We start from the raw sequence: 18,844 nt of genomic DNA on the forward strand, positions 1-18,844 counted from the left end.
CCCGAGCCCTAAGCCCAGAGGTGCCATGTGGAAGCCCCGGTGGAGGTTCGCAGTCAGAGCATCTGGCGCGATGGCGATGGGATCATCCGCGCGAAGATGAAGCCGGGCATCGAGATCGGGCTGGAGGATGCTCGAGAGGCCGTGCGAGCGATCGCAGGCCTGTGTGAAGGGATCCAGCGCCCCGTCCTCGTCGACATGACCGCGCTCAGAGCGATGGACCGCGCCGCTCGGGTGTACTTCGCGGGCCCCGAGACCGCTCAGGTGGAGTCCGCCGCGGCGCTGATCGTCAGCTCTCCGCTGACCCGGGCCATTGGCAACTTCTTCATGGGCTTGAACAAGCCCCTCTTTCCCACCCGTCTGTTCACCTCCGAGGCCGAGGCCCTCGCCTGGCTCAAGACCTTCCTGCGATGAAGGGTGCTCCCGCGCTCCAAGCCGCGCAGCAGCTCATCCGGGAACTCTCCGCGGCCGCCCCCGCGGACGACTATGACCCGGCACGGGTGGCGTCCGTGCTCGCGGGACTCGAAGCCCTGGCCCAGAGCCCCGAGGGCAGTCCCCCATCGTCCGATGCCGCCCTCCAGGAGGTCGCGGATGCCCTGTTCGGAATCGCGGCCCTGGACTTCAGCAAGCGTCCCCAGCTTCGGGGAGACGGGAGTGTCCTCGACGCGGTGATCGGCTGCGTGAACATGCTCTCCGAAGAGCTGGCCGCCTATCACCTGCAGCGCAACGCCATCGAGCAGGAGCTGGAGCGCCGGGTCGAGTCCCGCACGCTGGAGCTCTCGATGGCCAACGCGCAGCTCCGGCACGAGATCGCGGAGCGCATCCGCACCGAGAAGGCCCTCCTCGAGAGCGAGGCCCAGCTGAGCCAGGCCTCGAAAATGGAGGCCATGGGCAAGCTCTCCGGAGGCATTGCCCACGACTTCAACAACCTCTTGTCGGTGATCATCAGCTACACCGTGAGCCTGCTGGAGGAACTGCCCACCCCTGACCCCATGCGGGAGGATCTCGAGCAGATCCGCCGCGCGGGCATGCGCGCCAGCGAGCTCACGCGCCAGCTGCTGGCCTTCAGCCGCCGCCAGGTCATGGAGCTGAAGGCCGTCAACCTGAACGAGCTGATCACGAACACCACGGGCCTGCTCCACCGGCTGATCGGCGAGGACATCGAGCTGAAGCTGGAGCTGGAGCCACAGCTGGGCCTCGTGCGGGTGGATCCCGGACAGTTCGTCCAGGTGATCATGAACCTCGCGGTGAATTCCCGGGACGCCATGCCCCAGGGGGGCACGCTGACACTCTGCACCGCCAACGTGGGGCCGGATGGTGCGCGCCCGTCACGCCTGGAGTCCTCCGCGGGCCCCTGCGTGCGGCTGTGCACCCGGGACACGGGCGTGGGCATGGACGCGGCCACGATGGCCCGCATCTTCGAGCCCTTCTTCACCACCAAGGGCCCTGGGGCCGGCACGGGCCTGGGCCTGTCGACCGTCTTCGGCATCGTGAAGCAGAGCAGTGGGACGGTCCACGTCCAGAGCGAGCCAGGCAAGGGGGCTTCGTTCGAGATTGATCTGCCGCGCTATCAGGGGACGGCCCAGACCGAGGACCCGAACTCACTCTCCCGCGAGCGCCTGGGTGGCACCGAGACCATCCTCCTCACCGAGGACGACGATCAGGTGCGCCACCTCGCGGAGCGCATCCTCCGAAACAAGGGCTACGAGGTGCTCGTCGCCGCCAGGCCCGGGGAGGCCCTGGAGCTCTTCCGGCAATACGCGAGCTCCATCTCGCTCCTGGTGACCGATGTCGTGATGCCCCAGATGAGCGGCCGGGTGCTGGCCGAGCAGCTCCGCGCCTCGTGCCCGGGGCTGAAGGTCCTCTACATGTCCGGCTACACCGAGGACATCTCCCTGCGTCACGGCGTCGTGGAGTCCCTCGTCGACTTCATGGCGAAGCCGATCACTCCCGACGTCCTGTTGAGGCGGGTGCGGGAGATCCTCGACTCGTGAGCGCCCGTCTCACGGAAACGCAGCCTGTACCGCCGTGCGTGCGGCCCCCTCGTCGCCCGTGACGCCCACCACGAGCCGCTCCGAGCAGGCGGCGAACTCCTTCTGAAGATCCGCCGGAGTAACGGCCTGGAGCAGCGCGGGCCTCCGCGTGACAGCCTCCGCGTCCCAGCCCAGCACCCGCGCGTTCAGGAGCGCGTACACCCAGTCCCCGGACGTCGTCAGGAACACGGCCTGCGAAGCCAGGAGCCGGCTGCGAGCGCTCTCCACCTCGGCCCCCGGGACGCCTCCCTGGCCATATGCCGCCAGCGCCCCGCGCGCCGCCGACATCGAGGCCTCGATCTGTGAGGCCTCCACCACGCCCTCCATCAGCAGGTGGGCCGCCCCGCCGCGCGCCATCGACACCTGCGTGTGGAAGCCGTACGTGGCCCCCATCTGCTCGCGGACCTGGTGGAACATGCGCGCCTTGAGCACCTCCGCCATCACCGCGTAGCGCGCCGCTGCTTCGGGCGTCGCCTCCGGCAGCCGGCAGGCCAGCTGCACGTGCCCCTGCGTGGCCCCAGGCCGCGGCGTAATGAGTACCTGCGGCTTCCCGGTCCCCTTCGCCAGCGGCGAAAGCGGCGGAGCTTCCACCGGCACGCCCTTCCCTCCCCAGCCGCCCAGGTACTGGTGCACCAGCGGCATTACCTGCTGAGGATCGAACTCACCGGCGATCACCACCACCCCGTTGGCCGGGCGGTGTACCTGGGAGATCCAGCCCTCCACCTCGGACTGCGACACTTTCTCCAGATCCTCGGCCAGCACCGTGCGGCCGTACGGGTGCTCGCCATAGAGCGCGTGCAGCATGGCTCGGGAGGCCTTCGCCTCGGGGTACGCGTCCACCGCCTTGCGCCAGGGCAGCACGTTCTCGTTGAAGATGCGGATGACCTCGAACTCGGTGCCCATGCTGGACAGCTGCTCGCCGAGGATCGCCAGCATGTTGCCCACGTTGCCCGCCGCGCCCGCCATGCCGTAGCGCAGGTGGTCCCGGTAGAGCCGGCGCGAGCTGCGCAGGCCATAGTCGCCCGGCTGTCCCTGGAATTCAGAGCGGCGGAAGGCGACCCACTCGACCAGCTCCGCCACACCCGGCTTGCCGCTCACCTCTCCGCCCCCCAGCGCCACGCCCACGCTCACCAGCGGCAGCCCCTGCCGAGGCGCCAGCACCACCTCCAGCCCGTTGTCCAGGCGCAGCGAGGTGATGGGCGCGGTGTTCGTGAGTGCCGCAGGCAGCGGCCCCTGCGGCCCCGTCACCACCGCGTCATCCGGAGGCAGGCCCGTAGTGGAGCTCAGCGCAGGGACTCCGCTCTCCCCTGGCTTCACCAGGAGGATCCGCGCCCGGTCGCGCTGCAGCCACCGGTAGGCGAAGTCGGTGATCTTGGCGCCATCGAGCGCGGCCAGTGCCGCCTGGGCCCGGCCATAGGCTCGGGCATCCAGCGAGAAATGCGTCAGCTCCGCCCGGCGCACCGCGCGCGCCAGCAAGTCCTCGCTCTCCAGCGCCATGCCGATGACGACGGTGCGCTGCATCCGCTGGAAGGCCAGCTGCCGCCCCAGCACATCCCCTGCCCCTCCCGGCTCCCACACCCGGTACACCTGATCCAGCACCTTCTCGGCCGAGGTCTGCGGGTGGGCCCCCGTGTTGAGCGGCACGCGCACCAGCAGCAACGATGCGCGCGTGCCGGGAATGAGCTCCGTGACCACGCCCGCGATGTCGCCATCGGAGAACATCGCCCGGCCCAGCTCGTAGGAGAGGCTCTCGCGCACGAAGTCGTGGACCGCGCTCGCCTCGTCGAAGCCCCGCGGCAGCACCCACGTCAGGTACAGCTCGGGCGAAGGCACAGCGGCCTCGTGCGTCACCAGCTTCGCGGCCTTGGGCGCCACGGCCGGCTCGGGAGCAGGCTGCGGCAGCCGGGGGCTCACCGCCAGCGGCAATCCCTCGCCGTGCCACGCCTCGGGAAGGCTCTCCTTCAGCAGCGCCTCCATGGCCACCAGGTCCACGTCGCCGGTGATGACCAGCGTCACGTTCTCCGGCACGTAGTTCTTGCGCACGAAGCGCTGCGCGTCCGCCAGCGAGAGCGACGTGAGCGACTCGTGGCTACCCACCACCGGCCGCGCGTAGGGGTGCCCCGCCGGGAATGACGTCTCCTGCACCCAGTGGAAGACCTGGCCGATGAAGCCCGTCTCGTTGCGCTCGCGCAGCTCGTTGCGCACCACCTCGCGCTCCACCGCGAACACCTGCTCGGTGACGCCCGCCAGCGGCGAGGACAGCCGCTGCCCCTCGAGCTTCAAGAACGCGGGCAAGGCCTCCTTCGGCACCAGCGTCTCGTAGGCGGTGTGATCCAGGCTGGTGAAGGCGTTGAAGTGGCCCGCGCCTACCTGCTCCAGCCGCGTCCACACCGAGGGACTCCCCTCATGCCGAGCCCGGAACGCCAGGTGTTCCACCACGTGCGCCAAGCCCTCCTTGCCCGCCGGATCATTCGAGCCGCCCACGCCCACCACGGCCACCACCGCCACCACCGGCGAGCGCCGATCCTCCTCCACCACCACCCGCAGCCCCGAGGGCAGGCGGAAGTCGCGCAGCGGGAAGCTCACGTCGCGCATCACCACCTGGCCCCGATCCGGCAGCATGGTGGCGCACGCGGACAGCACCAGCGCGCACCCGAGGAGCAACCCCACGGAGGCATGAGGGCGCGAACGACGCCAAGCGTTCAGGAGAGGAGCAGGCATGGGGGCGCCTCTTTCCATACCCCGTGCGCGCCCGACAAGCCCCCCCTTGGCCCCTTGTGCTCAAAAACCGGCCCCAGCCGCCAGGCCTGGGCCGCGCCGTTGCTGGCTCAGAACGACGCGGTCAGGCCCCAGCGCACGTCGATGTGCTGCTCGGTGGCCACGCCTCCGGACTCCCAGCCGAACCGCGCGCCATCACCCGTGAAGGTGTCCTTCACCGTGGTGTACCGGGCGCGCACCGAGTACCCCAGCGGGCCCCAGAGCTCGCCCGCCACGCCCAGTTCGCCGTACCAGCCGAAGCTGGACACCTCGGCGCCCAGATCCCTCACCTCCAGCTCCAACTCGCCCTCGTCCGCCGTGAGGCTGGTGCCCGCCTTGGGGCTGAGGAAGAACTGCCCCCCGCCCTCCACCTTCAGCCAGTGGCGCAGCGGCACGGAGAAGTCCAAGCCCACCGCCGGGTGCAGCCGGTGCGAGCCTGTGAGTGGCGCCCGGGCATCCCGATCCACCTCGAACTCGCGGCTGAGCATGCCGCCGCGGAAGCCCGCGTAGGCCAGGCGCGGCCGGGACTCGGTGCCCATGTTGATGTAGTAGCGGTACATGAGCATCGCGGTGATGACCGAGTCGGTGGCCACCACGCTGCGCGTCGGCGTCTCGCCCGTGTCCGTCGTCACCTTCACCCGCGTCTCCGAGTAGCCCCGCTGGTAGCCCGCCAGCAGCCCCAGCCCGCGCCACGGCTTCTCCGAGCGCGCCAGCGGCAGCACCTCGACCTGGCCCACCAGCCCCAGGTACGGGACCCCGGACTTGAAGTCGATCGTGTCGCCGGACTGCTCCTCCACGGGCTTCTTGTCGAACTCGCCGCAGGAGCTGACGCCGGGACGCGCGCAGTACTGGCGCCACGTCGTGTTGCCCCCGAGGAACACCTGGATCATCGGCGGGTGCCGGTGCCGATCCTTCGCCTCCAGCTCCTGGCGGGTGGCGTACTCGTCGAACGCATTCGTGGAGGTGTGAGACTCGTCATCCAGCGACTTGGGGATCTCCAGCGGCTCGGCGGGCGGCTTCGGAGCGGTGGAGGCCTCGGCAGACGCGGCCGGAGGAGGCTGGGCCGGCGGGGCCGTCTCGGCCGGGGGCTTCGTCGCCACGGGTGGAGGCTTCGCGGCCTCTGGAGGCGGAGTGGCCGCAGTCGCGGGAGGCGGAGTGGCGGCCGGCGGGGTCGCCGCGGGCGGAGGCTCGGGCGTGGCAGGCTGAGCGGGCGGAGGCTCGGCGGGAGGCGCCACCGGAGGCGGAGGCTTCGCGGCCGTGGCGACGATGCTCGCAGCCAGCCTGCGCACCTCGCTCGCGGGGAGCTTGCCCTTCTGGAGCTTCACGCTCTTGGTGAACTGCTCCTGGCCGTTGACGCCCAGGATCTGCAGGGTCAAGGTCTTCCCCACATTGCCCGTCACCACCGCGTCCAGCTGAAGCCCGGGGGCCACCTGGGCCACCCCCTCGGTGGAGCGGGCGGCGGCGCCCTTCAGCCCGGACTTGGCGGCGGCGCCCGTGTACTGCTTGAGCGTGACGAGCTGGATCTGCTTGTTCTTCTTGAGCGCGTTCTCCAGCTGCGTGCGCACCGCGCCGCGGCGGTCACCCTCGAAGTCGAGGACCACCACGCGCGGCTTGGCCGCCTTCTGGGCCTCCGCCACCTGCGAGGCCAGCACCAGGGCCAGGGCCAACAGCGCGCCCCACCGACTCATCCATCGTCCCAAGGACCTCATCCGGGCTGGGAGGTTCACCCAGCCCGCACTCGATGTCCACAACCAGCCGCATCACGTCTCCGCGGAGGACGCGGAGAGAGAGGGTTGGATCTCCAGGACGGAGGGGGCCGCGGACGGGGGCGGCTCGGCGGGCGGCGGCGGCAGCGCCGGCTGGGTGATGCCCAGGAAGTCGCGGCGGTAGATGCGGACCATGGCCATGAAGAGCGAGGCGATCAGCGGCCCCACCAGCATCCCCATCATCCCGAACACGGCCACCCCGCCGAACATAGAGAGGAAGACGAGCAGCGGGTGCAGCGCCATGCGCGAGCCGCACAGCCGCGGGCGGATGAAGTTGTCGATGGTGCCCACCACCAGCGCGCCCCACCCCGCCAGGAAGAGCCCATCACCCACCCTTCCCGACAGCGCGAGCAGGATGCTGATGGGCAGCCAGACGAGGCCGGTCCCCACCACCGGTACCAGTGCGGCGATCACCATGGCGGCGCCCCACACCCCCGCGTGGGGCACGCCGATGATCATCATCCCCACCAGGCCCACCGCGCCCTGAACGATGGCGGTGACGGTGTTGCCGTAGACGATGGCGTAGGCGACGTCGACGAAGTCCCGGGAGAAGCCCTCGAGGTAGCGCTTGTCGAGCGGGACGAGGCGGATGGCCTCGGCGTAGAGGCGGCGGCCATCCAGGAAGAAGTAGTACATGGACACCGTCATCAGGAACAGGTTGATGACGAACTCGGAGCCAAGCCCCACGGCGTGGCGCAGCAGGGTGGCGCTGGCGGTGGCGCCGGACACGAGCGCCTTCTCCAGCTCCGAGCCCACCGTCTCCGAGCGCACGTAGCGGCTCAGGCCGGACGGCAGGTTGGCGATGAACTCCTGGCGCAGATCCGTCCGCTCGAGCACGTTGGGCAGGTTGGTGGCGAGTTGGAGCAGCTCCCGCCCCACCAGCCACCCCACCCCGGCCAGCGGCAGCAGGATGAGGAGGAAGACGGCCACGGTGGACAAGGTGGCGCACAGCGGGGTGCGTCCCTTGAGCTGCCGACAGAGGAAGTTCTGGATCGGAAAGAAGAGGACGACCAAAAAGCCGCCGAGCAGCACCGGCATCACGAACGGCAGCAAGATGCGAGAGAAGAGAACGATTGCCAGGGCAAAGAGCCCCGCAAAGACACAGTTGGACCACCGCTTCGAGTCCGCCGCCGCCACACCCCACCACCCTTGGGCCCAAGGCCCCCACGCGCCAATTCCAACGTAGGACTGCCCCCTATCTCGGGGAAGTCCCGACACAGACTGAAGAGGAGACGAGCAATGACTTCTGGACGCTTCTGGCGGATCGCCGCCGCCGCGGGGATGACCGCCACGGCCGTGGCCGCGGGGTGTGGCGACAATGGCGCGCCATGTACGACATGCGCCCCCATGGAGGGCCGCTATCCGCTGGAGTTCGAGGCGGGGACCCTTCCGGCCGACTGCACCTCCCTGGGAGTGGGGCTGCCGCAGGGGCCGTTGGACATCCAACGCTCGGGCTCGGGGCTCGCGGCCACGATGGACGGGGTTCCGATGGAGGGCACCCTGTTCCAGGGCAATGACTTCAACCTGCTGGGGGCGCAGTCCGGGCTGGACGGAGGCAGCACCCAGTTCAGCCTGAGCGGGCGCTACACACCGGGGCCTCTGGACGGGGGCACGGGGTCCATCTCCGGGTCGTTCACGGGCACCTATGCTCGGGGCTCGGCCCAGGGGACTCGCCGCTGCTCGATCTTCCGCGGCTACACGGCCACCCAGCAAGGGCAGCCGTGAAGCAGCGCGGGAGGGACTACTTCTTCTTGGCGGCGGCTTCCTTGGCGGCCACCTTCTTCTTCTTCATCCGCTTCCTCCACGCCTGACGGTTCTTCATCTGCACGCGACGGTGCTTGCTCTTGCTGCGGGCCATTCAAGTGACTCCTGGGTGATGAAAAGGGGGCGTTACGTATCAGAAGACCCCCCGGGAGAGGAACCCTTCGCTTCATCCGGGGCGGGCCGAGTGGGGTAAGGGATGCCTTCGGCGCCCCGGACGGCGGTCGGCAGGGCCTCGGCCAGACGGACTTCGCCCTCCTTGTCGGCGTCCAGGGGCTTCTCCTTGGAGGCGGGGGCGCTGCTCTGCTGGGGGCGCTTCTTCACCGCGGCGAAGATGGGGCGGCAGGCGTCCACGAAGCGGCGGACCTCGTCCAGCGGGAGGGCCGGGCAGTAGTTGTCGTTCACGCCCTTCATGGGCTCGGCCATGCACATGGCGTTGAGGATGGCCTCCTCGGTGGCCTCCATGACGGCCTCGTAGAGGGGGTCCAGGCGCTGGTCCAGGAGGATCTTCAGCTTGTAGACCATCTTCTGGGTGCGGCGGGGGATGATGTTGGCGGTGGAGAAGCCGACGATGATCTCCCCGGAGCCATGGGCCGCGTAGCTGCCCACCCGGCCGATGCCCAGCGAGACGCGCTTGCAGAGGCGGCTGATCTGGTGGCTGAGCAGGGGGGCGTCGGTGGCGACCACGGCGATGATGGAGCCGTAGGACTGGCCGCGCTTGCGCACGTCCTTGAACTTCTCGGCGAGCACCTCGCCCACGGGCAGGCCGCCCACGCGCAGGTTGTGCATCTTGCCGAAGTTGGACATGACGAGCACCCCCAGGGTGTAGCCACCGAGGGCCTCGGGGAGCTTGCGCGAGGAGGTGCCGATGCCGCCCTTGAAGTCGCAGGTGACCATGCCGGTGCCGCCGCCGACGTTGCCCTCGGCGACGGGGCCGGACTTGGCGTTCTGGATGGCCTCGAGGACGTGCTGATCGCGCACGTGGCGGCCGGCCACGTCGTTGAGCCAGCTGTCATCGCACTCGCCGACGATGGGGATGATGACGTCGTGCTCGTCGCCGATGCCGGGGTAGCGGTCCACCAGGTAGCGGGCGACGCCGTCGGAGACGGCCCCCACGGCCATGGTGTTGGTGAGCATGAGGGGGGTCTCGACGAGGCCCCACTCCATGAGCTGCGTCATGCCCGAGACTTCGCCAGCGCCATTGAGGACGAAGCCACCGCCCGTCATGCGCTCCATGAAGATGTTGCCGTTGTTGGGGAGGATGGCGGTGACGCCGGTGCGGACGGGGCCGTGGCCAGGGCGGAGGGGCCCCTCACCTCGGATGAGTGTGCAGTGGCCGACGAGGACGCCCTCGACGTCGGTGATGGCGTTGTACTTGCCGGGCTTGAAGCGACCCAGGGGCAGCCCCAGCTCCCGGGCACGGACGCGCGGCATGGTCAGTTCCAATTGGCGCTGAGACATAGCGAAGGGGACCGTAGTCCACCCGGAGGCGGGGTCAAACGTTCTGAGCGGGGCGGCGCAGTCCCTCGAACAACAGGCGGGTCTGGAAGATGGCGATCTGCTCGGCGTCGGGGGTGTCCTCACCGGGCCGATCGAGCTGGTGGTCGACCAGGAGCGAGGCCAGGCCGTGGACCTGAGAGCAGACCATGAGGGCGAGGGGGAGCGGCTCGCCTTGGCGCAGCTCGCCCGCTTGCTGGCCCTGAATGATGCTCTGCATCAACAGGCCGAAGGAGTGGGTCCCCTCCTTGCTCATCTCCTCATGATCGGAGGGCTTGTTGAAGTGGGGGCCAAACATGACGCGAAAGTGCGCGGGGTGGCGGACGGCGAAGAGGACGTAGGCGACCCCACAGGCGAGCAAGCGCTCGGTGGGACGGGTTTCTGTGTCCATGCGCTCGCGCATCTCGGAGGCCATGGAGCGGAAGCCCTCTTCGGCGACGGCGGCGAGCAGGGCCTCCTTGTCAGCGAAGTGGCGATAGGGAGCGGCGTGGGTGACACCGGCGCGGCGGGCGACTTCTCGGAGGGTGAGTGCGCTGAAGCCCTTCTCGGAGATGAGGGCCAGGGACGCCTCGATGAGGGCGCGGCGCAGATCTCCATGGTGGTAGCTGGGCTTTGACTGCGAGCTCGTCTTCTTCCGGGCGGCCACGAGGCGCTCCCCCTGTTTCCCAGGAAGGTAGCACTGGCTCGTCTCGAAAGTAACCACTGTCAACTTCACCCCAAGTGCATTCCAATCCGTTGATGGCGGCCAAATACCTGAATTTACTGATCTTCAGCAAAGTGCATCTGAGGTTGTACCCTGGCAAAAACTGGGTAATATCTGCGTAGAGCTTACGCATTCACGCTGATGCCCTAGGTTCGAGATGGGTTGAAGCAATACGGACGCTCTAGCTGAACCGCTTCGTTCTTTGACTCGCACCTGAATACACACGCTCTCGGATTCGCTTACGAGTTCGTTCATCTACTCGTTCTCAAATTCGAAAACGCTCCCAGCCTTCGATACGCACGCCGAATCACAGACGCACGCCGAATCACAGACGCACGCTGAATCGCAGAAGCACGCCGAATCGCAGACGCACACTGAGTCGCAGACGCACACTGAGTCGCAGACGCACACTGAGTCGATGCGCGCAAATGCGCGCTGGATCGCAGACGCACGCAGGCTCGCAGATGCGATGCGCGCAGGCTCACAAATGCGCGCTGGATCGAAACGCAAGCCAAATCGAAAACACGCTCATGAACGCCAACATTACGTCCAACGAAAACGCCAAGCCCAACTCTGGAAAAGTGCGTATCAGCCTGGACCTCTCACCGGCGCTCAATGAGACCCTTGAGGAGATCATGGCGGAAGAGCACATCACGAAAAGTGAGCTCCTCCGCCGTGCCATCGGCCTTTTGAAGGTCGCAAACGACGCCAAAAAACGGGGCCAATCCCTCGGTCTACTCGACGAGCAGGGGAAGCCTCTTACATTGATTATAGGAGTTTAGTCCTATGGCGGATGTTTCTCCTTCACATCCCTCACCCCCCTCTCCCTCGGTGGATCCGACGTCCCCTGGGGCTCTCACAGAATTGTCGAGCCAACGCGTAGTAGCGGGCACGAAAAACCAATACAAAATCATCGACGTGCGTGAGATTTTTCCTGCAAATACTGTCACCGCCGTGGAGCCTGAAAGCAAAGAAGAGCGCCGCCATCGATTGGCAGAGGCTGCAAAAGATGCCAGCGAGAAGCGCCTCCACGGTCGCGTAAAAATGGCGACGATGGGCCTGACCTATCTAGCCTTGTTTGTACTGGTGACGTACATGGCGCTGTGGGGTACCCCAGACCAGCAGAAATGGGGGCTCGACGGCCTGAAGATGATCATCAGTGCAGCGGGAGGGATTCTCATCGGTCGCGCACTGTAGCAATCACCACACCTCGACCACAGATGAGAGAAGGGGCCAGCCGCAGTTCGGCTGGCCCCTTTGCTTTCTTTCTACTGAAGAAGAACAGCAGAAGCAGCCTGCGTTAAAGGGGCCTTATGTCGCAACGTTTCTACCGGCTCGTCGACGATGTCTACTTCCCGCGCCGGTGGCACCTCGCTACGCCCCTGGATGGATACGGGCACAAGGTGGACTGCTGGGATTTCACGAAGGGAACTCCTGTGCATCTGGAGGGCCACCTCCGCATTCCCATCGAGCGTGTGGGCAGGCCTCTCGACTACTCCGAAGCGGGGTTGATGGTTCCGGTCGTCCACGTCAAAACAGCCACCGCGCTCACAGAGCTGGCACCCTCAGATGTGCAAATCATCCCAGCAGACGTTGAAGGGCAGCCGGACCAGTACCTGGTCCTCGTGGCTACACGCGTGATCCGCTGCATCGACGAGAGCGCCTCCAAGGTGCAGCTCTGGAAGCCCGAGGACGGACTCCCTGACATGGTGGGCAAGTACTACGCCGTGGATGATCTGCACATCGATACGACCCAAGTAGGGAATGCCAAGGTGTTCCGCCCCGAGGGCTGGGAGGTCGCCCTGATCGTATCCCAGGACATCAAAGAGGCCCTCGAAGCACTCATCACCACAGGGGCAAATTTCGAGGCGGTCACAAGCTGACCGTGGGCAACAGCACGTAGCGAAGGATGTAGTTCTTCAGCCGCTGCCGGTCCGCGTCCCCCAGCGTGAGCACGTACTGAGGGTGCACGCGCGCCGCCATCTCGAAGAGCACCAGCTCGGTGGCCATCCCGTCCTCGATGATGGCCACCAGCCCATCCAGCGAGGTGTCCATCGCGCCCTCCTCGCCCTTCTCCCGCTGCGACGCATGCACCATGGCAGCCGACGCCAGGCACTCCAGCTCCTCGACCGAGGAGAAGTGCCGCTCGGCCGTGCCCGTCATCTCCTCGCGGTGTGACGCCTCGCCCAACCACAGCCCCTTGCAGTTGGCATAGGCGAGCCACGCCGCGCCGTAGTCCGGATCAAACTCGACGATCACCTCTTTGCCCTCTTCGTGCGCGAAGCCCCGGGGCACCAGCACATCGCCCCGAATCGCCATGCCCACCTCCGGGTTCTGCCGGAAGAACCTGCGGATCATGGGGTTGCGTGGGTTGAGCACCAGTGACCACGCGAACGCCTCCCGGGCCTCCGCCATCCGCCCCAGCCGCCACAGCGCACTCCCTTGGAAGTAGTAGAGCCGATAGTCATCCGGGTTGGCCTCCGCGGCCTTCCGGTACTGCACGAGTCCCGCCGCCGGATCGCCACCGAAGAGCAGCGCATCGCCCAGGTATGCGCGCGCCAGGTAGCAGTCCGCGCAGACGTCGAGCGCCTTCTGGTAGAGCTTCGCCGCCTCCGCGTACCGCTCCGCCTGGAAGTGCGTCTCGGCCTGGTTGATGAACTCCTGGGCCTTCGGATCCTCCTCCCACTCCTGGATCACGCGTTGCCCGTTCTCCACCACCACGCGGGGCATGGTGACCGGCTCGACTCGCTGGGGCCACAGCTCCTCCGCCCAGCCGCCCGGCGGCGAGTCCTTCGGATCAATGCGGTAGGAGACCTTCGAGTCCTCCATCCACTTCATGATCTCGGCGGGAGAAAGGAACGAGGTCTGCTCGGCGGAAGCGGGGCGCGTAGCTCCCGTGGCAGCGGTGGGCACGGGCTTCGGGCCCGACGCACAGCCAAAGCTTCCCAGGACGCAGCAGACGATCAGCAGTGAGCGGAGCAAGACACGACGCCTTTCCGTGGAAGGAGGCGCCGATCATAACGACAGATGGCGTGCCAGAGCCTCCCCTTTGGACACAGGGAGGCTCCAGACGCCTCGGAGAATCAACCTCAAAGGTCAGGCGGCGGGCGCACCCCCAGATGGCAGGCGCGCAGCGCGAGCTGGGTCCGGTTCTCCGCTCCCAGCTTCCGGTAGAGCTGCGTGACGTGGGACTTCACCGTCCGCTCGGCGATCTGCAGGTGCGCGGAGATCTTCAGGTTGTCCGCACCTCCCGCCACGTAGGCCAGCACCTCGCGTTCGCGCTGTGTGAGCGCGCTCAGCACACTTGAGGGCTGTGCCACTGGAGGCGGCTGCTCAAAGTCGTTCCGCAGGAGCTGAACGGGGAACAGCCTCTCCCCTTTCACCAACCCTTGGATCGCGTTGACCACCGCACCCACTCCCAGCCCTACCCGAAACAGGTAGCCCGAGGCTCCTTCCTCGAAGCACTGGGAGATGACCTCGGGCGAGCTGACCGTGGAGAGCATCAGCATGCGGACCTCGAGACGGCGTTTGCGGGCCTCTCTCAGCAGACTGATGCCATCTGCCACCGAGCACCCTTCCGCTGTCTCCGCGTCCGCATCCACGTCCAGCACGGCCACTTGTGGAGGATCCGTCCCCAAGCTGTCCAACAGCGCGCGCACATCCCGCGCCACAGACATGACCTGGAGCCCTTCACACCGAAGGCCTTCAGCCAGCCCTTTGTAGGCAGACCACGGACCCTCGAGCATCGATACACGTACAGCGATCTGATTCAGTGCCATGTTAGCCCCCCAGCTCGTCATGGCGTACAGCGGTTTTTTTGAACTACGACTTCACTGGCCATCGGCACGGGCCCAGCTTGCAAAGGAAAATACCACGAACTTCGCACTCTGAGCGAACCGGACCGGGGCGGACTGTCAAGTGGGCACGCATCGCTCCAGAGTCCAGGGGTTTCAGACGTTGGGACGTTAGCCCTGTTCCCCAGGCGACACTTCCTACTGTCTTCCAGACACTGGAATCGGCCAGCATATGCTCGAAAGTGAAATGGCTTCTGCTTCCTCTCCCAGCCTCGATGTCGCCACACCCGAGCGAGTGTCCCTCACGCTGCCGGTGGCCGGAATCGGCTACCGGTGCCTGGCATGGCTCGTGGACGCGACAATCCTCTTCTTCTTCTGGGTGATTGCGTACTTCGTCTTCTCGGTGCTGGTCTCCGACGTGCTCGGCCTGCTCCAGGGCCTGTCCGGACTGGTCCAGACGCTGCTGGCCGTGGGCATCTTCGCCACGCAGTGGATGTACTGGACGCTCAGCGAGGTGTTCCTCCACGGACAGACGCCGGGCAAGCGGCTGCTGGGCATCCGCGTGGTGCGCATGGATGGCTCGCCCGTGGGCCTCTACGAGAGCGCCATGCGCAACCTGCTGCGCGCCGTGGACTTCCTCCCCGCCTTCTACGCCACGGGCAGCATCAGCATGCTCTTCACGAAGCAGCACCGCCGGCTCGGGGATCTGCTCGCGGGCACGCTCCTGGTGCGCGAGGAGCTCTTCAACCTGGACAAGTACACCGCTCCCGCCCCGGCCTCGCCGGAGACCGCCGCGGCCTCCGGAGCCCCCGGCCGGCTGGCCTCGGAGGAGGTGGAGCTGATCCTCGCCTACCTCGAGCGCACCCCGTGGCTGGAGCCGGATGCACGGCGGCGGCTGGGCCTGGGCCTCGTGGAGCGCTTCGGCGGCCTGGCCGAGGCGGAGCGTGCCACCGTCACCGCGTCCCAGGAGTCGCTCGAGGGCTTCCTCCGGGCCCGCGCCCAGGGAGCCCGGTAGCGTGGCCGCTCCCCTGCCCGTCTTCGTCGGCAAGCGGCGCCCGGACTGGGAGTCCCTCCAGGGGCTGCTCGCCCGCCAGCGCGCGGGCACCCTGCGGCTGGAGGAGCTGCGCACGCTCGACACGCTTTACCGCCGCGCCGCCGCGGATCTCGCGCACGCGCAGACGTTCTACCCGGGCACGGACGCGCACCGCTTCCTCAACCAGCTCTGCGGCCAGGCCTACGCCGTCATCTACCAGCCCCCGCGGGACAGATGGACCGCGGTGAAGGACTTCTACCGCCGCGACTTCCCCGCCACCCTGCGCGCCGAGGGCCGCTTCGTCGCCGTGAGCGCGGCCTTCTTCATCCTCGGCCTGCTGCTGGGCTCGCTGGTGGTGCTGCTCGAGCCCAGAGGCGCGGAGCTGCTCGTGCCCGAGGGCGTGCGCTCCTACGTGGCCCAAGGGCGCATGTGGACGGATGACATCCTCTCGGTGGCGCCGCCCAACGCGGTGGCCTCGGGGATCGCCACCAACAACCTCACCGTCATCATCTTCACCTTCGCCTCGGGCATCCTCTTCGGCCTGGGCACGGTGTTCACCCTGGTCAACAACGGCGTGCAGATCGGCGCCATCACCGCGCTGTGCGCCCGCGAGGGCATGGCCGTTCAGATGCTGGACTTCATCTCCGCTCACGGCCCTGTGGAGCTGTCCATCATCGTCATCGCCGGCGGCGCGGGGCTGATCCTCGGCCAGGTACTGATCGATCCAGGAGAGCTGCCGCGAGGCCAGGCACTGACGCTGCGCGGACGGTCCGCGGTGAAGCTGGTGCTCGGGTGCGCGCCCTTCCTGGCGTGCATCGCCATTGTGGAGGGCTTCATCTCCCCGGGCAGCCTCTTCCCCACCGCGGTGAAGGCCGCGCTGGGGCTGGCGCTCGGGGGGCTCTTCTGGAGCTACCTGCTGCGCGCCGGGAGGACCTACTCGGCGGCCGCCACCAGCTTGCGCTGAGCCAACGCCTCCTCCTTCTTGCGCTGCCGGTGGCGCAGGATGCGCTCGTACGCGTCGTTCAGCTCGCGCATCTTCTCCACCGAGCCGCCGCGGTCCGGGTGCCGCTCCATCGCCAGCTCGCGGTAGCGCGTGCGCACGGCCTCCGAAGAGTCCAGCGGCGACACGCCCAGCACGTGGTACGGATCCTTCTCCTCCACGGCGGCCAGCCAGCGGTCCAGCCGGTCCTTCACCGCCGCGAAGCTCGCATCCAGGGCGGTGGTGTCCTTCACCGGGTGCGTGCGCAGCTTGGCATCCGTGCGGAAGATGTCCGTATAGGTGCTCGACACCCAGCGGTGACAGGTGCCGCAGCGGAAGTACTTCACCCGCCGCCCGCTCCCCTCGTGCAAGGTCATCCGGACGCCGCAGTGGGTGCACTCCACCTCGACGTTCTCCAGCGTCTGCCAGCTCACGGCCACCGAACTCATGGCTGCTTCTCGCTCTCCTGTAGGCGTCACATGCCTGTAGCACCGACACAGTCCCACGATCGGAGATCCCGTCAAGAAATCTGCCGCCCCATTGCACGAGGCTCGTCCCAACCCGGCGTTTTTCCGGTAGAACGCCCCTGCCCTCCCGGAGGCAACGCCATGCGTCACCTGCTGCTCGCCGGCTTTCTGCTCGCCGCTCCCACCGCGCTCGCCCAGGGCACGGCCGCCGCCCCCGCCTCCTCCGAGTCCGTGAACTCACCCATCGGGGCGGATGCGGCGCTGCTGCGCGGCATCCTCTGGGCCACCCAGCCCGCCCCCGAGGAGATTCGCACCCTGGCCATCGAGGACCTGGCGCTGCTGGGAGATCCCCGCGCCCTGGGCCCGCTGTCCGCGATGCTGTGGGATCCCAACCCGCGCATCCAGCAGGCCACCGTGCGCGCCGTGGCGGCCTTCCAGCACCCGCTGGCCGAGGAGATCCTCACCAGCGTGGTGCGCAGCACGCGCCTGCCGGACGCCCTGAAAGTCCAAGCGCTCGAGGGCCTCATCTACCAGCGCACCCCCTCCGCCCGCGGCACCGTGGAGACCGCCTCGCGCGATCCCCGCCTCCCGCTGGCCGTCCAGTCCGCCGCGCTGAACGTCGCGGCGCGCTGGGGCGGCACCAAGTAGGCCCGACATGAGCTCAGGAGCCCCCGCAATGCTCGATAAAACCATCGCCTTCCTCGGCACCGGCAACATGGCCGAGGCCATCCTCAAGGGCCTGCTGCGCGCCGGCACCGCCAAGCCGGAGAACATCATCGCCACCGGCCGCCGCCCCGAGCGCCTCGAGGAGCTTCAGCGCGCCTACGGCGTCCGCACCACCTCGGACAACCTGGCTGCCGCACGCGAGGCGGACATCATCGTGCTCTCCGTGAAGCCGCAGGCCATGGACAAGCTGGTCGTCCAGGTGGCCCCCGCGCTGGACCACCGCAAGCTCATCATCTCCGTGGCGGCTGGCGTGCCCATCGCCGCGCTGGAGCGCCGGCTGGGAGCGGGAGCGCGCATCATCCGCACCATGCCGAACACCCCCTCGCTGGTGGGCGCCGGCGCTTGCGCCCTGGCGCGGGGCGAGCACGCCAGCCAGGAAGATCTGGCCGTGGCCAGCCGCATCTTCCAGTCCGTGGGCACGACCACCGTGGTGGACGAGAACCTGCTGGACGCCGTCACCGGCCTGTCCGGCAGCGGCCCCGCGTATATCTTCCTCGTCATCGAGGCGCTCTCGGATGCTGGGGTGAAGGTGGGATTGCCGCGCTACACCGCGCTCAAGCTCGCCGCCCAGACGGTGCTCGGCAGCGCCCAGCTCCTCATCGAGACGAACGCCCACCCGGGCCAGCTCAAGGACCAGGTGACCAGCCCGGGAGGCACGGCGATCGCTGGCTTGCACACCCTGGAGGCAGGCGGGCTCCGGACCACGTTGATCAACGCGGTGGAGGCCGCCACGCGCCGCGCCAAGGAGCTGGGAGAGCAGTTCCTGGAGAAGAGCGAGCGTTGACCTATACTCCGGGGTCATGAAGATCACCCCGCTCGACATCCGGCAGAAGCGGTTCGACACCGCCCTCCGCGGCTTCTCCCGCCGCGAGGTGGAGGCCTACCTGGAGCTGCTGGCCGGCGAGTTCGAAGAAGTGGTGAAGGAGAACATCTCCCTGAAGGAAGAGCTCAAGCGGGCTCAGCTGCGCATCGAGCAGTACCAGGAGCGCGAGCGCACCCTCCAGGAGACGATGGTCACCGCCCAGAAGATCAGCGAGGACCTCAAGGCCGCCTCCAAGAAGGAGGCCGAGATCATCATCGCGGACGCCGAGCATCAGGCGGAGAAGATCGTCCACGGCGCCCACCAGAAGCTGGTGCAGGTGGTGGAGGACATCAACGAGCTGAAGCGCCAGCGCACACAGTTCGAGTCCCAGGTGCGCTCGGTGGTGGAGGCCCACCGCAAGCTGCTGGAGACGTTCAGCGGCCCCACGTTCGCGGACCGGGACTACGCCCGCATCGAGGACAACGTGGCCTTCCTGTCGCAGAAGAAGGCCAACGGCGGCGAGTAGTCC

Annotated in this window: 20 protein-coding genes; 11 read left to right on the forward strand and 9 right to left on the reverse strand. The window is 67.7% G+C overall.

Annotated elements, in window-relative coordinates; genetic code table 11:
- Positions 1-39: 39 nt before the first annotated feature.
- Positions 40-411 carry a DUF7793 family protein gene (locus tag DB31_RS11215; RefSeq protein ID WP_052419875.1) on the forward strand — a complete coding sequence of 124 codons (372 nt, stop codon included), beginning with the start codon at positions 40-42 and terminating at the stop codon, positions 409-411.
- Complete coding sequence (locus DB31_RS11220; protein ID WP_052419876.1) at positions 408-1,991, forward strand: ATP-binding protein; 1,584 nt, start codon at positions 408-410, stop codon at positions 1,989-1,991. The genes DB31_RS11215 and DB31_RS11220 overlap by 4 nt, the downstream gene beginning before the upstream one ends.
- A gap of 9 nt (positions 1,992-2,000) precedes the next feature.
- Here the strand turns inward: DB31_RS11220 and DB31_RS11225 are convergent, their stop codons facing one another.
- The 3 genes from DB31_RS11225 to DB31_RS11235 form a co-directional block, all read right to left on the reverse strand.
- On the reverse strand, positions 2,001-4,751 hold the full coding sequence (locus DB31_RS11225) for a M16 family metallopeptidase (protein WP_044186025.1): 2,751 nt from the start codon (positions 4,749-4,751) through the stop codon (positions 2,001-2,003).
- 107 nt (positions 4,752-4,858) lie between these two features.
- On the reverse strand, positions 4,859-6,475 hold the full coding sequence (locus DB31_RS11230; RefSeq protein WP_083968129.1) for a hypothetical protein: 1,617 nt from the start codon (positions 6,473-6,475) through the stop codon (positions 4,859-4,861).
- Between the two features lie 72 nt (positions 6,476-6,547).
- Positions 6,548-7,690 carry an AI-2E family transporter gene (locus tag DB31_RS11235; RefSeq protein WP_044186027.1) on the reverse strand — a complete coding sequence of 381 codons (1,143 nt, stop codon included), beginning with the start codon at positions 7,688-7,690 and terminating at the stop codon, positions 6,548-6,550.
- Positions 7,691-7,792: 102 nt separating this feature from the next.
- Here DB31_RS11235 and DB31_RS11240 point away from each other — a divergent pair, with 102 nt between their 5' ends.
- Positions 7,793-8,278: a hypothetical protein gene (locus DB31_RS11240; RefSeq protein WP_044186028.1), complete on the forward strand. Its 486-nt coding sequence runs from the start codon at positions 7,793-7,795 to the stop codon at positions 8,276-8,278.
- 16 nt (positions 8,279-8,294) lie between these two features.
- On the opposite strand, the gene DB31_RS11245 is transcribed toward DB31_RS11240, so the two are convergent.
- The 3 genes from DB31_RS11245 to DB31_RS11255 all read right to left on the reverse strand — a co-directional run bounded on the left by DB31_RS11245 (position 8,295) and on the right by DB31_RS11255 (position 10,457).
- A complete protein-coding gene (locus tag DB31_RS11245; RefSeq protein ID WP_044186029.1) occupies positions 8,295-8,411 on the reverse strand; it encodes a hypothetical protein in 117 nt (38 codons plus the stop codon).
- Positions 8,412-8,443: 32 nt separating this feature from the next.
- A complete protein-coding gene (locus DB31_RS11250; protein ID WP_240486632.1) occupies positions 8,444-9,748 on the reverse strand; it encodes a DmpA family aminopeptidase in 1,305 nt (434 codons plus the stop codon).
- A 61-nt stretch (positions 9,749-9,809) separates the two neighbouring features.
- Positions 9,810-10,457 (reverse strand): TetR/AcrR family transcriptional regulator, encoded by a 648-nt coding sequence (locus DB31_RS11255; RefSeq protein ID WP_044186031.1) that lies wholly within the window; start codon positions 10,455-10,457, stop codon positions 9,810-9,812.
- A gap of 587 nt (positions 10,458-11,044) precedes the next feature.
- Here DB31_RS11255 and DB31_RS11260 point away from each other — a divergent pair.
- From DB31_RS11260 to DB31_RS11265, 3 genes are all read left to right on the forward strand, one after another.
- The gene (locus DB31_RS11260) at positions 11,045-11,296 is read left to right on the forward strand and encodes a ribbon-helix-helix protein, CopG family (RefSeq protein WP_044186032.1); all 252 of its coding nucleotides are present in this window, start codon (positions 11,045-11,047) and stop codon (positions 11,294-11,296) included.
- A 4-nt stretch (positions 11,297-11,300) separates the two neighbouring features.
- The gene (locus DB31_RS48725) at positions 11,301-11,711 is read left to right on the forward strand and encodes a hypothetical protein (protein ID WP_157231918.1); all 411 of its coding nucleotides are present in this window, start codon (positions 11,301-11,303) and stop codon (positions 11,709-11,711) included.
- A gap of 116 nt (positions 11,712-11,827) precedes the next feature.
- Positions 11,828-12,397, forward strand: a complete 570-nt coding sequence (locus DB31_RS11265) for an imm11 family protein (protein ID WP_044186033.1) — start codon at positions 11,828-11,830, stop codon at positions 12,395-12,397.
- Here the strand turns inward: DB31_RS11265 and DB31_RS11270 are convergent.
- Positions 12,387-13,496 (reverse strand): tetratricopeptide repeat protein, encoded by a 1,110-nt coding sequence (locus tag DB31_RS11270; RefSeq protein ID WP_044186034.1) that lies wholly within the window; start codon positions 13,494-13,496, stop codon positions 12,387-12,389. The genes DB31_RS11265 and DB31_RS11270 overlap by 11 nt on opposite strands.
- A 107-nt stretch (positions 13,497-13,603) precedes the next feature.
- Positions 13,604-14,293 (reverse strand): response regulator transcription factor FruA, encoded by a 690-nt coding sequence (gene fruA, locus DB31_RS11275; RefSeq protein ID WP_044186035.1) that lies wholly within the window; start codon positions 14,291-14,293, stop codon positions 13,604-13,606.
- Positions 14,294-14,555: 262 nt separating this feature from the next.
- Between fruA and DB31_RS11280 the strand changes: the two genes are divergently transcribed.
- Together DB31_RS11280 and DB31_RS11285 are read left to right on the forward strand one after the other, a co-directional pair.
- Positions 14,556-15,323 carry an RDD family protein gene (locus DB31_RS11280; protein WP_044186036.1) on the forward strand — a complete coding sequence of 256 codons (768 nt, stop codon included), beginning with the start codon at positions 14,556-14,558 and terminating at the stop codon, positions 15,321-15,323.
- A 1-nt stretch (position 15,324) separates the two neighbouring features.
- Entirely contained in the window at positions 15,325-16,305 is a 981-nt protein-coding gene (locus tag DB31_RS11285) for a stage II sporulation protein M (RefSeq protein WP_044186037.1), read from the forward strand.
- Here DB31_RS11285 and DB31_RS11290 read toward each other — a convergent pair.
- Positions 16,275-16,769, reverse strand: coding sequence for a J domain-containing protein (locus tag DB31_RS11290; RefSeq protein WP_044186038.1), 495 nt, complete (start codon positions 16,767-16,769; stop codon positions 16,275-16,277). The genes DB31_RS11285 and DB31_RS11290 overlap by 31 nt on opposite strands.
- 159 nt (positions 16,770-16,928) lie before the next feature.
- On the opposite strand from DB31_RS11290, the gene DB31_RS11295 reads away from it, so the two are divergent.
- Genes DB31_RS11295 through DB31_RS11305 form a run of 3 tightly spaced genes read left to right on the forward strand, consistent with a single transcriptional unit; the run spans position 16,929 to position 18,841 of the window.
- Positions 16,929-17,435, forward strand: coding sequence for a HEAT repeat domain-containing protein (locus DB31_RS11295; protein ID WP_044186039.1), 507 nt, complete (start codon positions 16,929-16,931; stop codon positions 17,433-17,435).
- Positions 17,436-17,463: 28 nt separating this feature from the next.
- Positions 17,464-18,297, forward strand: coding sequence for a pyrroline-5-carboxylate reductase (gene proC / locus DB31_RS11300; protein ID WP_044186040.1), 834 nt, complete (start codon positions 17,464-17,466; stop codon positions 18,295-18,297).
- Positions 18,298-18,313: 16 nt separating this feature from the next.
- Positions 18,314-18,841, forward strand: coding sequence for a DivIVA domain-containing protein (locus DB31_RS11305; protein ID WP_044186042.1), 528 nt, complete (start codon positions 18,314-18,316; stop codon positions 18,839-18,841).
- Positions 18,842-18,844 lie beyond the last annotated feature (3 nt).

The organism is Hyalangium minutum, assembly GCF_000737315.1.
GTDB classification, from domain to species: Bacteria; Myxococcota; Myxococcia; order Myxococcales; family Myxococcaceae; genus Hyalangium; species Hyalangium minutum.

Coding starts and splice junctions, on each gene's coding strand:
- DB31_RS11220 (WP_052419876.1), top strand. CDS start 408: ATGAAGGGTGCTCCCGCGCTCCAAGCCGCGCAGCAGCTCATCCGGGAA.
- DB31_RS11225 (WP_044186025.1), bottom strand. CDS start 4,751: ATGCCTGCTCCTCTCCTGAACGCTTGGCGTCGTTCGCGCCCTCATGCC.
- DB31_RS11230 (WP_083968129.1), bottom strand. CDS start 6,475: ATGAGTCGGTGGGGCGCGCTGTTGGCCCTGGCCCTGGTGCTGGCCTCG.
- DB31_RS11240 (WP_044186028.1), top strand. CDS start 7,793: ATGACTTCTGGACGCTTCTGGCGGATCGCCGCCGCCGCGGGGATGACC.
- DB31_RS11245 (WP_044186029.1), bottom strand. CDS start 8,411: ATGGCCCGCAGCAAGAGCAAGCACCGTCGCGTGCAGATGAAGAACCGT.
- DB31_RS11250 (WP_240486632.1), bottom strand. CDS start 9,748: ATGCCGCGCGTCCGTGCCCGGGAGCTGGGGCTGCCCCTGGGTCGCTTC.
- DB31_RS11260 (WP_044186032.1), top strand. CDS start 11,045: ATGAACGCCAACATTACGTCCAACGAAAACGCCAAGCCCAACTCTGGA.
- DB31_RS48725 (WP_157231918.1), top strand. CDS start 11,301: ATGGCGGATGTTTCTCCTTCACATCCCTCACCCCCCTCTCCCTCGGTG.
- DB31_RS11265 (WP_044186033.1), top strand. CDS start 11,828: ATGTCGCAACGTTTCTACCGGCTCGTCGACGATGTCTACTTCCCGCGC.
- fruA (WP_044186035.1), bottom strand. CDS start 14,293: ATGGCACTGAATCAGATCGCTGTACGTGTATCGATGCTCGAGGGTCCG.
- DB31_RS11280 (WP_044186036.1), top strand. CDS start 14,556: ATGGCTTCTGCTTCCTCTCCCAGCCTCGATGTCGCCACACCCGAGCGA.
- DB31_RS11290 (WP_044186038.1), bottom strand. CDS start 16,769: ATGAGTTCGGTGGCCGTGAGCTGGCAGACGCTGGAGAACGTCGAGGTG.
- DB31_RS11295 (WP_044186039.1), top strand. CDS start 16,929: ATGCGTCACCTGCTGCTCGCCGGCTTTCTGCTCGCCGCTCCCACCGCG.
- proC (WP_044186040.1), top strand. CDS start 17,464: ATGCTCGATAAAACCATCGCCTTCCTCGGCACCGGCAACATGGCCGAG.
- DB31_RS11305 (WP_044186042.1), top strand. CDS start 18,314: ATGAAGATCACCCCGCTCGACATCCGGCAGAAGCGGTTCGACACCGCC.